At 53.3% G+C, this 17,061-nt stretch carries 15 protein-coding genes; 5 read left to right on the top strand and 10 right to left on the bottom strand.

Annotated elements, in window-relative coordinates:
- The 4 genes from KQJ18_RS04630 to KQJ18_RS04645 all read left to right on the top strand — a co-directional run.
- The coding region (locus tag KQJ18_RS04630; RefSeq protein ID WP_216421547.1) for a methylmalonyl-CoA mutase family protein at positions 1-979 on the top strand (979 nt) is incomplete at its 5' end.
- Positions 972-1,967 carry a methylmalonyl Co-A mutase-associated GTPase MeaB gene (gene meaB / locus KQJ18_RS04635; protein WP_038633531.1) on the top strand — a complete coding sequence of 332 codons (996 nt, stop codon included), beginning with the start codon at positions 972-974 and terminating at the stop codon, positions 1,965-1,967. The genes KQJ18_RS04630 and meaB, both read left to right, overlap by 8 nt.
- A 10-nt stretch (positions 1,968-1,977) precedes the next feature.
- Positions 1,978-2,763, top strand: a complete 786-nt coding sequence (scpB, locus tag KQJ18_RS04640) for a methylmalonyl-CoA decarboxylase (RefSeq protein ID WP_032940464.1) — start codon at positions 1,978-1,980, stop codon at positions 2,761-2,763.
- A gap of 24 nt (positions 2,764-2,787) precedes the next feature.
- Entirely contained in the window at positions 2,788-4,254 is a 1,467-nt protein-coding gene (locus tag KQJ18_RS04645) for an acetyl-CoA hydrolase/transferase family protein (RefSeq protein WP_038633535.1), read from the top strand.
- Here the strand turns inward: KQJ18_RS04645 and KQJ18_RS04650 are convergent.
- The 9 genes from KQJ18_RS04650 to tkt form a co-directional block, all read right to left on the bottom strand.
- Positions 4,251-5,147, bottom strand: a complete 897-nt coding sequence (locus tag KQJ18_RS04650) for a LysR family transcriptional regulator (RefSeq protein WP_038633537.1) — start codon at positions 5,145-5,147, stop codon at positions 4,251-4,253. The two genes, KQJ18_RS04645 and KQJ18_RS04650, sit on opposite strands and share 4 nt — an antisense overlap.
- A gap of 123 nt (positions 5,148-5,270) precedes the next feature.
- Entirely contained in the window at positions 5,271-6,017 is a 747-nt protein-coding gene (locus tag KQJ18_RS04655) for an oxidative stress defense protein (protein ID WP_003027002.1), read from the bottom strand.
- A 93-nt stretch (positions 6,018-6,110) separates the two neighbouring features.
- Positions 6,111-6,746 carry an arginine exporter ArgO gene (gene argO / locus KQJ18_RS04660; protein WP_038642859.1) on the bottom strand — a complete coding sequence of 212 codons (636 nt, stop codon included), beginning with the start codon at positions 6,744-6,746 and terminating at the stop codon, positions 6,111-6,113.
- A 208-nt stretch (positions 6,747-6,954) separates the two neighbouring features.
- A complete protein-coding gene (locus KQJ18_RS04665; protein WP_038633539.1) occupies positions 6,955-7,815 on the bottom strand; it encodes a small-conductance mechanosensitive channel MscS in 861 nt (286 codons plus the stop codon).
- A gap of 192 nt (positions 7,816-8,007) precedes the next feature.
- Positions 8,008-9,087, bottom strand: a complete 1,080-nt coding sequence (gene fbaA / locus KQJ18_RS04670) for a class II fructose-bisphosphate aldolase (RefSeq protein ID WP_038633542.1) — start codon at positions 9,085-9,087, stop codon at positions 8,008-8,010.
- A gap of 88 nt (positions 9,088-9,175) precedes the next feature.
- Positions 9,176-10,339 carry a phosphoglycerate kinase gene (gene pgk / locus KQJ18_RS04675; protein WP_006686863.1) on the bottom strand — a complete coding sequence of 388 codons (1,164 nt, stop codon included), beginning with the start codon at positions 10,337-10,339 and terminating at the stop codon, positions 9,176-9,178.
- 39 nt (positions 10,340-10,378) lie between these two features.
- Positions 10,379-11,407, bottom strand: a complete 1,029-nt coding sequence (gene epd / locus KQJ18_RS04680; RefSeq protein WP_038633548.1) for an erythrose-4-phosphate dehydrogenase — start codon at positions 11,405-11,407, stop codon at positions 10,379-10,381.
- 311 nt (positions 11,408-11,718) lie between these two features.
- Positions 11,719-12,585, bottom strand: coding sequence for a glycerophosphodiester phosphodiesterase family protein (locus KQJ18_RS04685; protein WP_087856784.1), 867 nt, complete (start codon positions 12,583-12,585; stop codon positions 11,719-11,721).
- 314 nt (positions 12,586-12,899) lie between these two features.
- Entirely contained in the window at positions 12,900-14,891 is a 1,992-nt protein-coding gene (gene tkt, locus KQJ18_RS04690) for a transketolase (protein ID WP_216421548.1), read from the bottom strand.
- A gap of 279 nt (positions 14,892-15,170) precedes the next feature.
- Between tkt and KQJ18_RS04695 the strand changes: the two genes are divergently transcribed.
- Positions 15,171-15,929 (top strand): M48 family metallopeptidase, encoded by a 759-nt coding sequence (locus KQJ18_RS04695; RefSeq protein WP_038633572.1) that lies wholly within the window; start codon positions 15,171-15,173, stop codon positions 15,927-15,929.
- A gap of 185 nt (positions 15,930-16,114) precedes the next feature.
- Here the strand turns inward: KQJ18_RS04695 and speB are convergent, their stop codons facing one another.
- Positions 16,115-17,035: an agmatinase gene (gene speB, locus KQJ18_RS04700; protein WP_216421550.1), complete on the bottom strand. Its 921-nt coding sequence runs from the start codon at positions 17,033-17,035 to the stop codon at positions 16,115-16,117.
- Positions 17,036-17,061: the final 26 nt, after the last annotated feature.

Genomic DNA, 17,061 nt, shown 5'->3' on the forward strand with positions numbered 1-17,061 from the left:
CGATCCGCTGGCCGGATCGTACTACGTCGAATCATTGACCGATCAAATCGTGAAGCAGGCGCGCACGATCATTAAACAAATTGATGAAGCGGGCGGCATGGCGAAGGCGATTGAAGCTGGACTCCCCAAACGGATGATCGAAGAAGCTTCGGCGCGCGAGCAGTCGCTGATAGACCAGGGCAAACGCGTCATCGTTGGCGTGAACAAGTACAAGCTGGATAAAGAAGACGAAACGTCGGTACTGGAAATCGACAACGTGAAAGTGCGCAACGAACAGATTGCTTCACTACAGCATATCCGCGCCACTCGCGACAATGATGCCGTCAACGCCGCGCTAACGGCGCTGACCCACGCCGCGCAGCATAATGAAAATCTGCTGACCGCCGCCGTTAACGCCGCCCGCGTTCGCGCCACGCTCGGTGAGATCTCCGACGCGCTGGAAGCCGCTTTTGACCGCTATCTGGTTCCCAGCCAGTGCGTCACCGGCGTGATTGCGCAAAGCTATCACCAGTCCGACAAATCCGCCAATGAGTTCGACGCCATTGTTGCGCAAACCGAACAGTTCCTCGCGGAAAATGGTCGCCGACCTCGGATCCTGATCGCCAAGATGGGCCAGGATGGTCACGATCGCGGCGCGAAAGTGATCGCCAGCGCCTACTCCGATCTCGGCTTCGACGTCGATCTCAGTCCGATGTTCTCCACGCCAGAAGAGATCGCCCGTCTGGCGGTAGAAAACGATGTACATGTCATAGGCGCATCGTCACTGGCTGCAGGGCATAAGACGCTGATCCCTGAACTGGTCACGGCGCTCAAAGGCTGGGGACGCGCAGATATCTGCGTGGTGGCAGGCGGTGTAATACCACCACAGGACTACGCCTTCCTGTACGAGCATGGCGTGGCAGCCATTTATGGCCCCGGCACGCCAATGCTCGACAGCGTCCGCGATGTATTGACCCGGATCAGCCAGCATCATGATTAACGCCGCCACGCTTGACGATGCCGTCCGACGCTTGCGGCGCGGTGAACGGGCCACGCTTGCCCAGGCGATGACGCTGGTTGAGAGCAGCCACCCGCGCCACCAGCCACTGAGTACGCAATTGCTGGACGCGATAATGCCGTTCACCGGTAACGCGCTGCGTCTGGGCATCACTGGCACGCCGGGCGCGGGCAAAAGCACCTTTCTGGAGGCGTTCGGTATGCTGTTGATCCGTCGGGGATTACGGGTGGCAGTGATTGCGGTCGATCCCAGTAGTCCCGTTAGCGGCGGCAGCATTCTTGGCGATAAAACCCGGATGACGGAACTGTCCCGCGCAGAATCGGCATTTATTCGCCCGGTTCCTTCCAGCGGTCATTTAGGCGGCGCCAGCCAGCGTGCCCGTGAATTAATGCTGTTGTGCGAGGCGGCGGGCTTTGACGTGGTGATTGTGGAAACCGTCGGCGTCGGGCAGTCAGAAACTGAAGTCGCCGGCATGGTGGATTGCTTTATCTCACTGCAAATTGCCGGCGGTGGCGACGATTTGCAGGGCATCAAAAAGGGCCTGATGGAGATGGCGGATCTGGTCGTCATCAACAAGGACGACGGTGATAACCGTAACCAGGTTGCCATCGCCCGCCATATGTACGAATCCGCCCTGCATATTCTGCGCCGCAAGTATGACGAGTGGCAGCCGCAGGTTCTGGCCTGTAGCGCTCTGGAAAAACGTGGCATCGAGGAGATTTGGCAGGCGATAACTGACTTTAAAACGTGCCTTACCGTCAGCGGTCGACTGGAAAAAGTCCGCCAGCAGCAAGCGGTGGACTGGTTACACAAGCAGGCTGAAGAAGAAGCTTTGCATCTGCTGTTTACCCGGACTGATTTCGACCGTTATTTCCAGCAGACGCTGCAGGCCGTCAAAAATAACGACCTTTCGCCGCGTACCGGTCTGCGTCACATTAGTGAATTTATCCAGCATCATTACTTTGAATGAAGAGAACATTATGTCTTATCAATACGTCAACGTAGTCATCATCCAGAAAGTCGCGGTCATTGAGTTCAATTACGCCCGCAAGCTCAATGCGCTGAGCAAAGTGTTTATCGACGATCTGATGCAGGCGCTGAGCGATCTTAATCGTCCGGAAATTCGCTGCATCATTCTGCGCGCCCCGAGCGGGGCCAAAGTGTTCTCTGCCGGACATGATATTCATGAACTCCCCTCCGGACGTCGCGATCCGCTCTCCTATGACGATCCGCTGCGCCAGATCACCCGCATGATCCAAAAATATCCAAAACCAGTGATCTCCATGGTCGAAGGCAGCGTCTGGGGCGGCGCGTTTGAGATGATCATGAGTTCCGATCTCATCATCGCCGCTGAAACCTCTACCTTCTCGATGACACCGGTCAACCTCGGGGTACCGTATAACCTGGTCGGCATCCACAACCTGACCCGCGATGCTGGATTCCACATCGTGAAAGAGCTGATCTTTACCGCCTCGCCGATTACCGCTCAGCGTGCGATGGCCGTCGGGATCCTCAACCATGTGGTTCCTGTCGACGAACTGGAGGATTTCACTCTGCAAATGGCGCACCACATCTCGGAGAAAGCGCCGCTGGCCATCGCCGTCATTAAAGAAGAACTGCGCGTGCTGGGCGAAGCGCACACCATGAACTCAGACGAATTTGAGCGTATTCAGGGCATGCGCCGCGCGGTGTACGACAGCGAGGATTATCAGGAAGGGATGAACGCGTTTATGGAAAAACGTAAACCCAATTTTGTCGGCCATTAATCACGCCCGAGGAAGGAGACGGCCATGAAACGGATGAGTGCCGAAGAAGCGGCAGAAATTATCCAGCACGACGATATGGTGGCATTCAGCGGCTTTACCCCTGCGGGTTCGCCAAAAGCATTACCTAACGCAATTGCTCAACTCGCCTGCGAACGGCATCAGGTCGGGCAACCTTTTCAAATCCGCCTGCTGACAGGAGCTTCAATTGGCGCTGCCGCTGATGATGCGTTATCCGCGGCGGATGCCGTTTCCTGGCGGGCTCCCTATCAAACATCATCGGGCCTGCGCGAGAAAATTAATCAGGGTCAGGTGAGGTTTGTCGATCTCCATTTGAGCGAAGTGGCGCAAATGGTCAATTATGGCTTTTTTGGCGAGATCGATGTTGCCGTCATTGAAGCCTCCGCCATTGCGCCAGATGGTCGGATTTGGCTTTCCAGCGGCATCGGCAACGCGCCGACCTGGCTGCTGCGGGCGAAAAAGGTGATTATCGAACTGAATCATTACCATAACCCGCGCGTGGCGGAGTTTGCCGACATTGTGATACCTGGCGCGCCGCCGCGGCGAAACAGCGTACCGATTTTTCACACCATGGATCGCGTGGGCAGCCAGTGTGTGCAGATAGACCCGAAAAAAATTATCGCGGTCGTGGATACCGAACTACCCGATGCCGGAAATGCCGCGGATAAAAGCAACCCGGTCAGCCAGCAAATTGCCGATAACGTGGTGACATTTCTGCTGGCGGAAATGGCGCACAAACGCATCCCAGCGGAATTCCTGCCCTTACAAAGCGGCGTGGGCAATATCAACAACGCGGTAATGGCGCGATTGGGCGAGAACCCGGATATTCCACCCTTTATGATGTATTCCGAGGTGTTGCAAGAATCTGTGGTGCATCTGCTGGAAACGGGCAAGATAACCGGCGCCAGCGCCTCCAGTTTGACCATTTCAGCCCCATCGCTGCAGAAGATTTATGACAACATGGACTTCTTCGCCAGCCGGATTGTGCTGCGCCCGCAGGAGATTTCCAATAACCCGGAAATCATTCGTCGGCTGGGCGTCATTGCGCTCAATGTCGGTCTGGAGTTTGACATCTACGGTCATGCTAATTCCACACACGTAGCAGGTGTGAACCTGATGAATGGCATTGGCGGCAGCGGCGATTTCGAGCGCAACGCCTACCTGTCGATCTTTATGGCGCCGTCGATTGCCAAAGGCGGGAAAATCTCCACCATCGTACCGATGTGCAGCCATGTCGATCACAGCGAACATAGCGTCAAAGTGATCGTTACCGAACAGGGAATTGCCGATCTGCGTGGGTTATCTCCGATGCAGCGGGCGCACACGATTATCGATAACTGTGCGCATCCTCTGTATCGGGACTACCTGCACCGTTATCTGGAACGAGCGCCCGGCGGGCATATCCATCACGATCTCAGTCATGCGTTCGATCTGCATCGTAACCTGATCGAAACCGGATCGATGCTCGTTTAACTTGCCGTACCCTCACGATCTTCAGCAATATGCTGAAGCATCGTGGCGGTATAACGATGGTTTTTCAGCGAATAGAGAAATTCCTGCATATACATAGGGCTGCCGGGCGCATCAAAATATTTCAACGTCGAGGGGTTAACCAGCCGCCAGGCAAAATGGGGGATCACCGTCAAAAACTGCCCACGCTCCACCGCGCTAATCTTGGCCATAAAGCTGTACGGGCGGTAGATAATCGTCGGATGAATTCCGCAGGGCCGCATGTAAGCATCGAGCATCGCCTCAAAGTTGGCGCGATTCTGGAAGCGCATTTGCAGCCATGGCAGCTCACGTAGCAGCTCATGCGGCTGTTTTTCTTCGTAGCGCCGGGAAACGAGAAACCCCAGACGCAGCGGAGACAACTCGCTAATCGCCAGATTTTCCAGTTCCTGCACGCGAGGGGAAACGTGCTGCGGTGAGATAATAAAATCCAGTTTCCGATCGAACAGGTTATCGATCACCCCATTCTCGCTGAATTCAATGGCCTGAGCCGTCACGCCATCGTACTTGTCGCCAAGGCTAATCAACTGGTCGAAAATAATCGTTGGATAGGTATTGTCGATGCCGATGACGATTTCTCGCGAGCGGCGAGAGGCGTTATGGATTTCGTTATCAATAGCAGAGAGACGCTGATAAACAGGGAACAGTTTCTGATAGAGCTCCTGCCCGGCTTTATTCAGGCTGATGTTGTTATCTTTGCGGGTAAACAGCGTATAGCCGATTTGATCTTCCAGTGCGGCAATGCTTTTACCGAAAGGCGATGCGGTCATATGGATTTTTTCTGCCGCTCTGGCGATGTTATTGGTTTGCGCCAGCAGAATGAAATTACGCATCTTTTTCGAGATAAAAATATCCATAGCGTCCCCTTAAAAATCGCTATGGCCTATCCTCATTACGGCGAAAAAAAAGACTGGATGTGAGATCTCATTTTTACAGTTGCTCACAGAAAAAACCCGGCTGGAAGGCCGGGTTTGAAAAGATTACTGGGTTTTGGCAGGTGTTGCTGCCGGCTGCCCCGCCGTCGGTTCGATCTGGAAGACCACATCAACCTGATCGTCAAACTGAATAACCGGCTGTTCGTAGGTTTCCTGAGCAGATGCCGCAGGCGCTGCATCTGCTTTCATCATCCGTACCATCGGGCTCGGCTGATAATTGGACACGTGGTAGCGCACACTATAAACGGGTCCCAGTTTGCTGTTAAAGCCCGCCGCCAGCTGTTCAGCCTGATGAATTGCATCATCAATTGCCGCTTTACGCGCCTTATCTTTGTAGGCATCCGGTTGGGCGACGCCAAGCGATACCGAACGGATCTCATTCAGACCAGCCTTTAGCGCGCCATCAAGCAGAGCGTTGAGTTTGTCCAGCTGACGCAGCGTCACTTCAACGGTACGCACCGCACGATAACCTTTGAGGATGCTTTTGCCGTTCTGGTAATCGTAGTCCGGCTGCGTGCGCAGGTTGGCAGCGCTAATGTCTTTCTTCGCTATCTGATTCTGCTCAAGGAAGGACAGGTATTGCGCCACGCGCTCATCGGCTTGCTTCTTCGCTGAAGCCGCATCCTTCGCAGCAACATTGACTTCAATCGCCAGGGTGGCGATATCAGGCGTTGCATCCACGCTTGCCGTTCCGGAAGTCACGATGTGCGGTCCGTTTGGCAACTCATTTGCCTGTACCGATAGTGCGCTGAATCCGACTAATGCCGCCAGGGCCATTATTTTGAACTTCACGGTCGTTCCTCCATGTTTCATTAATTACCCCGAAACTCAGGGCACATGCAGGCAAGCTTAGCCGATCTCGCTGCGTTGTCCATCAGACAACACTTAGTTGAACAGCGCATGAACATGCGTAACACCTTCTTTTGCCAGCTGAAAAGCGATAAACCACATCACTAATCCTACTAAGATATTGATGATGCGCTGTGCTTTAGCAGTGCGCAGACGCGGCGCCAGCCAGGCCGCCAGCAATGCCAGACCAAAGAACCACAGGAACGAGGCGCTGACGGTACCCAGCGCAAACCAGCGCTTAGGTTCAACGTCCAGTTGGCCTCCGAGACTCCCCAACACCACAAAGGTATCCAGATAAACGTGTGGGTTAAGCCAGGTCACCGCCAGCATAGTGGCGATGATTTTCCAGCGCCCCTGCTTCATTACTTCAGCACTGGCCAGTTCCAGATTACTGCTCATCGCCGTTTTTAACGCACCGAAACCGTACCAGAGTAGAAACGCCACTCCCCCCCAGGTGACCAGCGCCATCAGCCACGGTGACTGCATCAGCAAGGCGCTACCGCCAAAAATCCCCGCGCAAATCAGCACCAGATCGCTGATGGCACAGAGTAATGCAATCATGATGTGATACTGGCGACGAATGCCCTGATTCATTACAAAGGCGTTTTGCGGACCAAGCGGTAGTATCATGGCCGCGCCAAGCGCAAGCCCTTGAAAATAATAAGATAACACGTTACTCATCCCGAACTATTTCTCTTAGGAGCAGACTATAGCGCGGGAGAATCATTAGCGGAAATTGATAATATTAATCGTAGATTAGAGAAATTAATGAGAAGATATTTTGCCGGATAGCAGCTAACGCCTTCTCCGGCCTACAGTATAGAAATCTGACCAGGCCGGATAAGCGAAGCGCCATCCGGCACCGTGGTGCAGAAAAAGATTACTCTGCCGCGTTCTCTTTCACACGCTTGAAGTTCACATCCATCTGCGGATACGGGAAGCTGATGCCGTTGGCGTCAAACTCGCGCTTAATACGCTCCAGTACGTCCCAATAGACGCTTTGCAGATCGCTGCTGTTGCTCCAGACGCGTACAACGAAATTAATCGAAGAAGCGCCCAGTTCATTCAGGCGCACCGTCATTTCACGATCTTTAAGGATGCGCTCGTCGGATTGGATGATATCGGTGAGGATTTTCTTCACCTGATCGATATCGGAATCGTAGGCCACGCCGATAATGAATTCGTTACGACGAACCGGTTCGCGAGAGAAGTTAATGATGTTCCCGGCAATGATTTTACCGTTCGGGATCACCACAATCTTACCGTCTACGGTACGCATGGTGGTAGAGAAAATCTGCACGTTAAGTACGGTTCCCGCTACGCCGCCGAGGTCTACATACTCACCCGCGCGGAACGGACGGAACATCACCAACAGCACGCCTGCGGCAAGGTTGGACAGAGAACCTTGCAGCGCCAGACCCACGGCTAAACCTGCGGCACCGAGAACGGCGATCACGGAGGCGGTTTGCACCCCAACGCGGCCCAGCGCGGCAATCAGCGTGAACGCGATAATACCGTAGCGCACCAGTGCGGAGAGAAAATCGGCAACCGTTGCATCAATTTTCCGCGACACCATCAGACGATTAACGGTGTTTGATACGATACGCGCCACAATCATACCGATGATAACAATGGCGATGGCCGCAACGATGTTGACGGCATAGCTCAACAGCAGTTCCTGATTGCGGACCAGCCAGGTGCCCGCCCCGTTTATGCTGTCGACAACATTCAAATCTTCCATTCACTATTCCTTTTTTGCTTACCCAAATGGGAAAAAATAAAGCCGCCCCGCCGGGGCTGGCAATCTGACAAGAGTAAACAATAAACCTAATTTTTGCCAAACAGATCACAGAAATCTCTGCCGGCAGCCTGTTGAAATGGCAATAAAAAAGGCCCGCATTGGCGGGCCTCATGTCACGTAGAACGGCGTAAATTACAGAACGTCAACCGCGTTCAGTTCTTTGAAAGCCTGTTCCAGACGGGTGATCATGCTTGTCTGACCAGCACGCAGCCAAACGCGCGGATCGTAGTATTTCTTGTTCGGCTGATCTTCGCCTTTCGGGTTACCCAGCTGGCCCTGCAGGTAAGCTTCGTTTGCTTTGTAGTAGTTCAGAACACCTTCCCAGGTCGCCCATTGGGTATCGGTATCGATGTTCATTTTCACTACGCCGTAGCTTACGGAGTCTTTGATTTCCTGAGCAGTAGAACCGGAACCGCCGTGGAAGACGAAGTTCAGGCTGTTGTGCGGCAGGTTATGTTTCTTAGAAACATAGTCCTGAGAGTCGCGCAGGATGGTCGGGGTCAGAACCACGTTACCCGGCTTGTAAACGCCGTGTACGTTACCGAAGGAAGCGGCGATGGTGAAACGCGGGCTGATTTTGCTCAGCTCGGTGTACGCATAATCAACGTCTTCCGGCTGGGTGTACAGTGCGGAAGCGTCCATGTGGCTGTTGTCCACGCCGTCTTCTTCGCCACCGGTGCAACCCAGTTCGATTTCCAGGGTCATGCCCATTTTGGACATGCGCGCCAGGTATTTGGAGCAGATTTCGATGTTCTCTTCCAGAGACTCTTCAGACAGGTCGATCATGTGAGAAGAGAACAGCGGTTTGCCGGTTGCTGCGAAGTGTTTTTCACCCGCGTCCAGCAGACCGTCGATCCACGGCAGCAGTTTCTTCGCGCAGTGGTCAGTGTGCAGGATAACCGGAACACCATAGTGTTCAGCCATCTGGTGAACGTGATGCGCGCCAGAGATAGCACCCAGGATTGCAGCGCCCTGAGGCACGTCGGACTTCACGCCTTTACCCGCGATGAAAGAAGCACCACCGTTGGAGAACTGTACGATTACCGGCGCTTTAACTTTTGCAGCGGTTTCCAGTACGGCGTTGATGGAGTCGGTACCAACGCAGTTAACAGCTGGCAGAGCAAAGTTGTTTTCTTTAGCTACCTGGAAAACTTTCTGTACGTCATCACCAGTGATTACGCCTGGTTTTACGAAATCAAAAATTTTAGACATGTTGCGAGTCCTGTATCTTCGGCCTTGGAAAGGGCGCGCGCTCTAAAGCGCGCTAATAATTGGGCAGGTTTCCCTGCCCATTAAATGCTTACTTTTTAGCGCGCTCTTCGAGCATCGCTACTGCTGGCAGAACTTTGCCTTCCACGAATTCGAGGAATGCGCCGCCGCCAGTGGAGATGTAGGAGATTTTGTCAGCAATGCCGAACAGGTCGATTGCTGCCAGGGTATCGCCGCCGCCCGCGATGGAGAACGCTTCGCTGTCTGCGATAGCGTTAGCAACGATTTCAGTACCTTTACGGAAGTTCGGGAATTCGAACACGCCAACCGGGCCGTTCCACAGAATGGTTTTCGCATTCTTCAGGATTTCAGCCAGCTGCTGTGCAGAAGCGTCGCCGATATCCAGGATCTGCTCGTCTTCTTTCACGTCGCTAACGGATTTCAGCGTCGCCGGCGCAGTTTCGGAGAACTCAGTCGCTACGCGAACGTCGGTCGGAACCGGGATATCGCAAGTGGTCAGCAGACGCTTAGCTTCGTCAACCAGGTCGGCTTCGTACAGGGATTTACCGACGTTGTGGCCTTGAGCGGCAACGAAGGTGTTCGCGATACCGCCGCCAACGATCAACTGGTCAGCGATTTTAGACAGGGAGTCCAGAACGGTCAGTTTGGTAGAAACTTTAGAACCACCAACGATAGCAACCATCGGACGAGCCGGTTCTTTCAGCGCTTTGCCCAGCGCGTCCAGCTCAGCAGCCAGCAGCGGACCCGCGCAAGCTACATCAGCGAATTTACCGATACCGTGGGTAGAAGCCTGCGCACGGTGAGCCGTACCGAAAGCATCCATGACGAATACGTCGCACAGCGCCGCATATTTTTTGGACAGAGCTTCGTCGTCTTTCTTCTCGCCTTTGTTGAAGCGAACGTTTTCCAGGACCACCAGCTCACCGGCAGCGACTTCAACGCCGTCCAGATAATCTTTTACCAGGCGAACCGGAGCAGACAGTTTGTCTTTCAGGTAGTTAACAACCGGCAGCAGAGAGAATTCTTCGTTGTACTCGCCTTCGGTAGGACGACCCAGGTGGGAAGTTACCATCACTTTAGCACCCTGCTTCAGGGCCAGTTCGATGGTCGGCAGGGAAGCACGGATACGCGCGTCGCTGGTTACTTTCCCTTCTTTAACTGGTACGTTCAGGTCGGCACGGATAAAAACGCGTTTACCAGCCAGATCCAGATCGGTCATCTTAATTACAGACATGGTGAATCCTCTCGTTGATACTTAAAGTTTTGTCGACGCTCAAGCGTCGAGCCTGAAACCAATAGCAGCCATCGCTAACGTTGTGTCGAGCATACGGTTAGCAAAGCCCCATTCATTATCACACCAGACCAGGGTCTTGATCAGGTGAGCACCACTCACGCGCGTTTGCGTACCATCAACGATGGCGCTGTGCGGGTCATGGTTAAAATCTACAGAGACCAACGGTAATTCCGTATAGTCAACTATACCATGAAATGCACCTTGTGCTGCTTTTTGCAGCAACTGGTTGACTTCGCTGGCTTTTACCGGTTTTTTCACCGTCACGCTTAAGTCGATCGCCGTCACATTTATGGTCGGTACACGCACCGCGATCGCTTCAAAACGATCGTTAAATTGCGGAAAAATTCGCGTAATACCCGCCGCCAGTTTGGTATCAACCGGAATAATTGACTGGCTGGCCGCTCGCGTACGACGCAGGTCAGGATGATAGGCATCAATCACCTGCTGATCGTGCATCGCAGAGTGGATCGTTGTAACGGTACCAGACTCAATGCCGTAAGCATCATCCAGCAATTTAATGACGGGAATTATACAATTCGTGGTGCAGGAGGCGTTGGATACAATTCGGTGCTCAGCGCGCAGCTGATCCTGATTAACGCCAAATACAACCGTTGCGTCGATGTCGGGACTGCCAGGATGTGAAAAGAGCACTTTTTTTGCACCGGCGGCAATATGCGCCTCGCCGTGTTCGCGGTTACCGAAGACGCCCGTACAATCCAGCACAACGTCAACACCCAGTTCACGCCATGGCAGCGCGTCAAGCGTTCGCTCATGCAAAATGCGGATCGCGTCATCACCAACGATGAGCTGGTCACGTTCCTGACGAACATCCCAGGCAAAACGCCCATGGCTGGTGTCATATTTCAACAAATGCGCCATGCCTGCAGCATCCGCCAGTTCGTTGATTGCCACCACGGTGATTTCCGCCCGACGCCCGGATTCATACAAAGCACGAACCACGTTGCGTCCGATGCGACCGAAACCATTAATCGCTACGCGTACGGTCATAGGTCTCCTGCAAGGATTTCTCAGAAACGATGTGGCAGACAGAGTAATGCAGCAAATCGCTCAGGGAAACCTTACCTGTCGCAAACTGCGACTAATTGGTTAATTGTCGAACATTTAATCGACTGAAACGCTTCAGCTAGAATAAGCGAAACGCGGAATAAAAGGAATGATTGTCCAGCGACAGAACGCAGTTATCTGACTTGCGTCACATTTTTACCGCAACACACCTATTAAAACTGCCTCAGCGTCATAATAACGCTCGCCATCCGATGGAATAATGTTCCCCCCGGATGGCTTATTGCCTACAACCGCTATTTCAACCCGGCAATCATCAATGGAGAATTGACGAGAACGCCGTCAGCTCCAAGTTTCACAGCCTGCTGGTAGCTCTCGGCATCGTTGATGCCAAGTAGAATGATATGTGCGCCCGGCTGTGAACGGAAGCAGGACATCGCTTCATCATCCCAGCGCATTGTTGCTTTAGAGCGCCCCTCTCCTAGCGTGAATTTTTCAACCACCTCAACCTGGCTCTGAAGCTCCAGGCCATACCAGCGCTCCCGAGAATCTTCGGCAGTAATTCCGCACTGGTGACCCATGGTAACATTGGCCAGTAACGTACGCGTTATATCCCGGCTTTCGAAACGGGCCACATCCGGAGGCAGCGCCGCTAAAAAGCGTGAATCCGTCGAATAGATACGCGTACGTTGTAGCGCCTTGCTGCTGCTCAAAACGCGGTGGATTGCATTGGCAATATCGGCCGGTACTGCATCCGGGGATTTTATATCCAGATAGAAGAACGTATCTGGCCAGCGCGTTAGCGCCTGTTTCAACGTGGGAATACCGATATTTTTATTACGATAAGGGGAGTCAGGGGTACCAAAATTAATGGCCGCATCGGCTTTCGCTAGCTGCTCGGCGGTAAATTCAGAGACCTTGCCTTTTAAATTTGTCAGGCTGCTAAGATCGGAAGGACGATACAACACAGGCACACCATCCTTACTTAGCTGGACAGTTATCCAGATGGCATCAGCATGGTTATTCAACGCTTTTTCAATAGCGGGTAAGGTATTTTCTGGCGCATCCCCGGTCCCTCCTCGATGTGCAATTACTTGAGGTGCAGCCTCCACGGCTGCAGCGCATAACAGGAGAAAAGCGGCGCTAACGTGTTTAATATTCATCATACTCCCTTAATATAAAGACATTGATAAAAATGAACTTAAAAGACGGAATAATTAAAATTCAATACAGACCTACTCAAATAATAAATGCAATGAATGCATTTAATTTGAAATGTATTTCAAATTTATGAAAACGCACAAAAAACCAGTGCATTCACGTCAGTTTTTATCGATAAAATATAATAGATTCAGCCGGACACTTATATTAAATGAAAAATAGATGAAAGATAAAATGCTTAACACACTTTTCTGCCGCAATCAGTGTCCAAAAAAAACGGGCCGCCTAAGCGACCCGTTTTCATCTGTAACCGTAATTACAGCAGTTCTTTTGCTTTCGCGACAACGTTGTCTACGGTGAAACCGAACTCTTCAAACAGCAGCTCAGCCGGAGCAGACTCGCCAAAAGTGGTCATGCCGACGATAGCGCCGTTCAGGCCCACGTATTTGAACCAGTAGTCAGCAATCCCCGCTTCGATTGCCACGCGTGCAGAAACGGCTTTCGGCAGTACGGATTCACGGTAAGCGGCATCCTGTTTGTCGAACGCGTCGGTGGACGGCATGGAAACCACGCGCGCCTTCACGCCTTCAGCTGTCAGTTTGTCCCACGCAGCCACAGCCAGCTCAACTTCAGAACCGGTCGCAATGAAGATCAGTTCCGGCTGACCAGCGCAATCTTTCAGCACGTAGCCGCCGCGAGCGATGTTCGCCAGTTGCTCTTCGGTACGTTCCTGCTGTGCCAGGTTCTGACGGGAGAGGATCAGCGCGGTCGGGCCGTCCTGACGCTCAACACCGTATTTCCACGCCACGGCGGATTCGACCTGGTCACACGGACGCCATGTGCTCATGTTTGGCGTCACACGCAGAGACGCAACCTGCTCTACCGGCTGGTGAGTCGGGCCATCTTCGCCCAGACCGATGGAGTCGTGGGTGTAGACCATCACCTGACGCTGTTTCATCAGCGCAGCCATACGCACCGCGTTACGGGCATATTCTACAAACATCAGGAAGGTAGAGGTATACGGCAGGAAACCACCGTGCAGGGATATACCGTTAGCGATAGCGGTCATACCGAATTCACGCACACCGTAATGGATGTAGTTACCGGCGGTATCTTCGTTGATCGCTTTAGAACCAGACCACAGAGTCAGGTTAGAAGGTGCCAGGTCAGCAGAGCCGCCAAGGAATTCCGGCAGCAGAGGACCGAATGCTTCAATCGCGTTCTGAGACGCTTTACGGCTGGCGATCTTGGATGGGTTCGCCTGCAGCTTAGCAATGAACTCGTTCGCTTTCGCGTCGAAATCAGCCGGCATGTCACCTTTCATACGACGGGTGAATTCAGCCGCTTCCTGCGGGAAGGCTTTCGCATATGCAGCGAACTTCTCATTCCACGCAGCTTCTTTTGCCTGGCCTGCTTCTTTCGCATCCCACTGAGCATAGATTTCAGACGGGATTTCGAACGGCGCGTATTTCCAGCCCAGCTGTTCGCGGGTCAGTGCGATTTCAGCATCGCCCAACGGCGCACCATGAGAGTCATGGGTACCCGCTTTGTTCGGAGAACCGAAACCGATAATGGTTTTGCACATCAGCAGAGACGGTTTGTCGGTCACTGCGCGCGCTTCTTCGACTGCGCGTTTAATCGCATCAGCATCGTGACCATCAACGCTACGAACCACATGCCAGCCATAAGCTTCAAAACGCTTAGCGGTGTCATCGGTGAACCAGCCTTCAACGTGACCATCGATAGAGATGCCGTTGTCATCGTAGAACGCAACCAGTTTGCCCAGCTTCAGCGTACCGGCCAGAGAACATACCTCGTGAGAGATACCTTCCATCATGCAGCCGTCGCCCATGAAAGCGTAGGTGAAGTGATCAACGATGTCATGACCTGGGCGGTTAAACTGCGCCGCCAGCGTTTTTTCAGCGATAGCCATACCGACTGCGTTCGCAATACCCTGGCCCAGAGGACCCGTCGTGGTTTCAACACCTGCGGTGTAACCCACTTCCGGGTGACCCGGTGTTTTGGAATGCAACTGACGGAAATTCTGCAGCTCAGACATCGGCAGGTCATAACCGGTGAGGTGCAGCAGGCTATAAATCAGCATGGAGCCGTGGCCGTTAGACAGCACGAAGCGGTCACGGTCAGCCCAGGACGGGTTAGTCGGGTTGTGGTTCAGGAAATCACGCCACAGGACTTCGGCAATGTCAGCCATACCCATCGGGGCACCCGGGTGACCGGATTTGGCTTTCTGTACTGCGTCCATGCTCAGCGCACGAATAGCATTGGCAAGCTCTTTACGTGAGGACATTTTGACTCCAGATCGGATAATGAAGGCCACGCCCTAAACGACTTGACGACAGCGCGTTTTGGGCTACGCCGGAAAAAAGTGCCAACAATGTAACCCAAGCCGCGTGTCATGTACATGGAGCATCCTTTTACCGCTTCAGAAATCTCTGGATCATGCACGCATGTTGCGCAATCTTCTCGCCCGCTTATTGTTCTTTTCTTTATACTTATGCTGAGCGTCGGTTTACCTGCAAACGACGCATTTTTTAGAATAATCCTGACTTTGTGCGGAAGAGAAAAAATGAAAATTCGCGCTTTACTGCTTGCTACGAGCATGGCAGCGGCATTGACCGGCTGCCAGAACATGGACTCAAACGGACTGCTTTCCTCAGGCGCAGAGGCTTTTCAGGCCTACAGCCTGAGCGATGCTCAGGTAAAAGCGCTGAGCGATCAGGCCTGTAATGATATGGACAGCAAAGCTACCATCGCCCCGGCTGGCAGCGAGTATGCAACGCGTCTTGGCAAAATCGCCTCCGCGCTTGGCGATAACATTAACGGCCAGCCGGTGAACTACAAAGTCTATATGGCGAAAGATGTAAATGCTTTTGCCATGGCGAACGGCTGTATCCGCGTATACAGCGGCCTGATGGATATGATGACGGATAACGAAGTCGAAGCGGTGATCGGCCACGAAATGGGCCACGTCGCGTTGGGTCACGTGAAAAAAGGCATGCAGGTTGCGCTGGGCACGAACGCCGTGCGTGCAGCGGCGGCCTCCGCTGGCGGCATTGTCGGCAGCCTGTCGCAGTCGCAATTGGGCGATCTTGGCGAGAAACTGGTGAACTCACAGTTCTCCCAGCGTCAGGAATCCGAAGCGGATGATTACTCGTATGATTTGTTGCGCAAACGCGGGATCAATCCGGCAGGCTTAGCCACCAGCTTTGAGAAACTGGCAAAACTGGAAGCCGGACGTCAAAGCTCCATGTTTGACGATCACCCGGCATCCGCCGAACGTGCGCAGCATATTCGCGATCGCATGAGCGCGGACGGAATTAAGTAATCTTCAAGCAGTGCCGGATGGCGGCATGAAGCCTTATCCGGCCTATAGATTTCATCCCATTATCGGACGTAATTGGCGAAGTCAGTTTGGGCCCGGCCAGCGCACAGCCACCGGAGCGTACACCTAGTACGTGAGGATGGCGAGCACTGTCCGGACCCAAAATGACGAGTAAAATAGTCCGACTATTATTCGCCTTTCTTCGCCGCCTGAATATACAGCATTTCTAACGCTAAAGTCGCCGCCGCCAACGCGGTGATCTCAGACTGATCGTAAGCCGGTGCCACTTCCACCACGTCCATCCCCACGATATTCAGATCCTTCAGACCACGTACCAGCTTGATCGCACGATCGGACGTCAGACCGCCGATTACCGGCGTACCGGTACCCGGCGCAAACGCAGGATCCAGACAGTCGATATCAAAGGTCAGATACACTGGCATATCGCCAACGATCTGTTTCACCTGGGCAATGACGTCGTCTACGCCGCGATCGTTCACCTGGCAGGCATCCAATACGGTAAAGCCATTATCTTTGTCGAACTCAGTGCGAATACCAATCTGTACAGAGTGGTTCGGATCGATCAACCCTTCATTTGGCGCAGTATAGAACATGGTGCCGTGGTCGAATTCGCAGCCGTTAGCGTAGGTGTCGGTGTGGGCATCAAAATGCACCAGCGCCATCTTACCAAAGTGCTTTGCGTGCGCGCGCAGCAGCGGCAGCGTGACGAAGTGGTCGCCACCGAAGGAAAGCATGCGCTTACCTGAAGAAAGCAGTTTCTCTGCGTGCGCCTGCAGTTTCTCACTCATTTCACGGGCATCGCCAAACGCATACACCAGATCGCCGCAGTCCACCACGTTCAGGCGCTCGCGCATATCGAAGTTCCATGGGAAGCGGTTGTGCTCCCACGCCAGGTTGGTAGAAACCTGACGGATTGCTGCCGGGCCATGGCGACCGCCCGCGCGGCCAGACGTTGCCATATCAAACGGTACGCCGGTGATCACCCAGTCGGCGTCGCTATCGTACGGCATGAAGTTCATCGGCAGACGCAAAAAACCAAAGGCGTTAGAAACCAGGGAGTTGTCGTATTGATGACCTAAGGTGCTCATGTGCTGACCTCTTGTAAAATCGGTGA

It is taken from the genome of Citrobacter sp. S55_ASV_140 (assembly GCF_018919505.1).
GTDB classification, from domain to species: Bacteria; Pseudomonadota; Gammaproteobacteria; order Enterobacterales; family Enterobacteriaceae; genus Citrobacter; species Citrobacter werkmanii.

Excerpts from the sequence above, each read along its gene's own strand:
- meaB (WP_038633531.1), top strand. The coding sequence starts at position 972 with ATGATTAACGCCGCCACGCTTGACGATGCCGTCCGACGCTTGCGGCGC.
- scpB (WP_032940464.1), top strand. The coding sequence starts at position 1,978 with ATGTCTTATCAATACGTCAACGTAGTCATCATCCAGAAAGTCGCGGTC.
- KQJ18_RS04645 (WP_038633535.1), top strand. The coding sequence starts at position 2,788 with ATGAAACGGATGAGTGCCGAAGAAGCGGCAGAAATTATCCAGCACGAC.
- KQJ18_RS04650 (WP_038633537.1), bottom strand. The coding sequence starts at position 5,147 with ATGGATATTTTTATCTCGAAAAAGATGCGTAATTTCATTCTGCTGGCG.
- KQJ18_RS04665 (WP_038633539.1), bottom strand. The coding sequence starts at position 7,815 with ATGGAAGATTTGAATGTTGTCGACAGCATAAACGGGGCGGGCACCTGG.
- fbaA (WP_038633542.1), bottom strand. The coding sequence starts at position 9,087 with ATGTCTAAAATTTTTGATTTCGTAAAACCAGGCGTAATCACTGGTGAT.
- pgk (WP_006686863.1), bottom strand. The coding sequence starts at position 10,339 with ATGTCTGTAATTAAGATGACCGATCTGGATCTGGCTGGTAAACGCGTT.
- epd (WP_038633548.1), bottom strand. The coding sequence starts at position 11,407 with ATGACCGTACGCGTAGCGATTAATGGTTTCGGTCGCATCGGACGCAAC.
- KQJ18_RS04685 (WP_087856784.1), bottom strand. The coding sequence starts at position 12,585 with ATGAATATTAAACACGTTAGCGCCGCTTTTCTCCTGTTATGCGCTGCA.
- tkt (WP_216421548.1), bottom strand. The coding sequence starts at position 14,891 with ATGTCCTCACGTAAAGAGCTTGCCAATGCTATTCGTGCGCTGAGCATG.
- KQJ18_RS04695 (WP_038633572.1), top strand. The coding sequence starts at position 15,171 with ATGAAAATTCGCGCTTTACTGCTTGCTACGAGCATGGCAGCGGCATTG.
- speB (WP_216421550.1), bottom strand. The coding sequence starts at position 17,035 with ATGAGCACCTTAGGTCATCAATACGACAACTCCCTGGTTTCTAACGCC.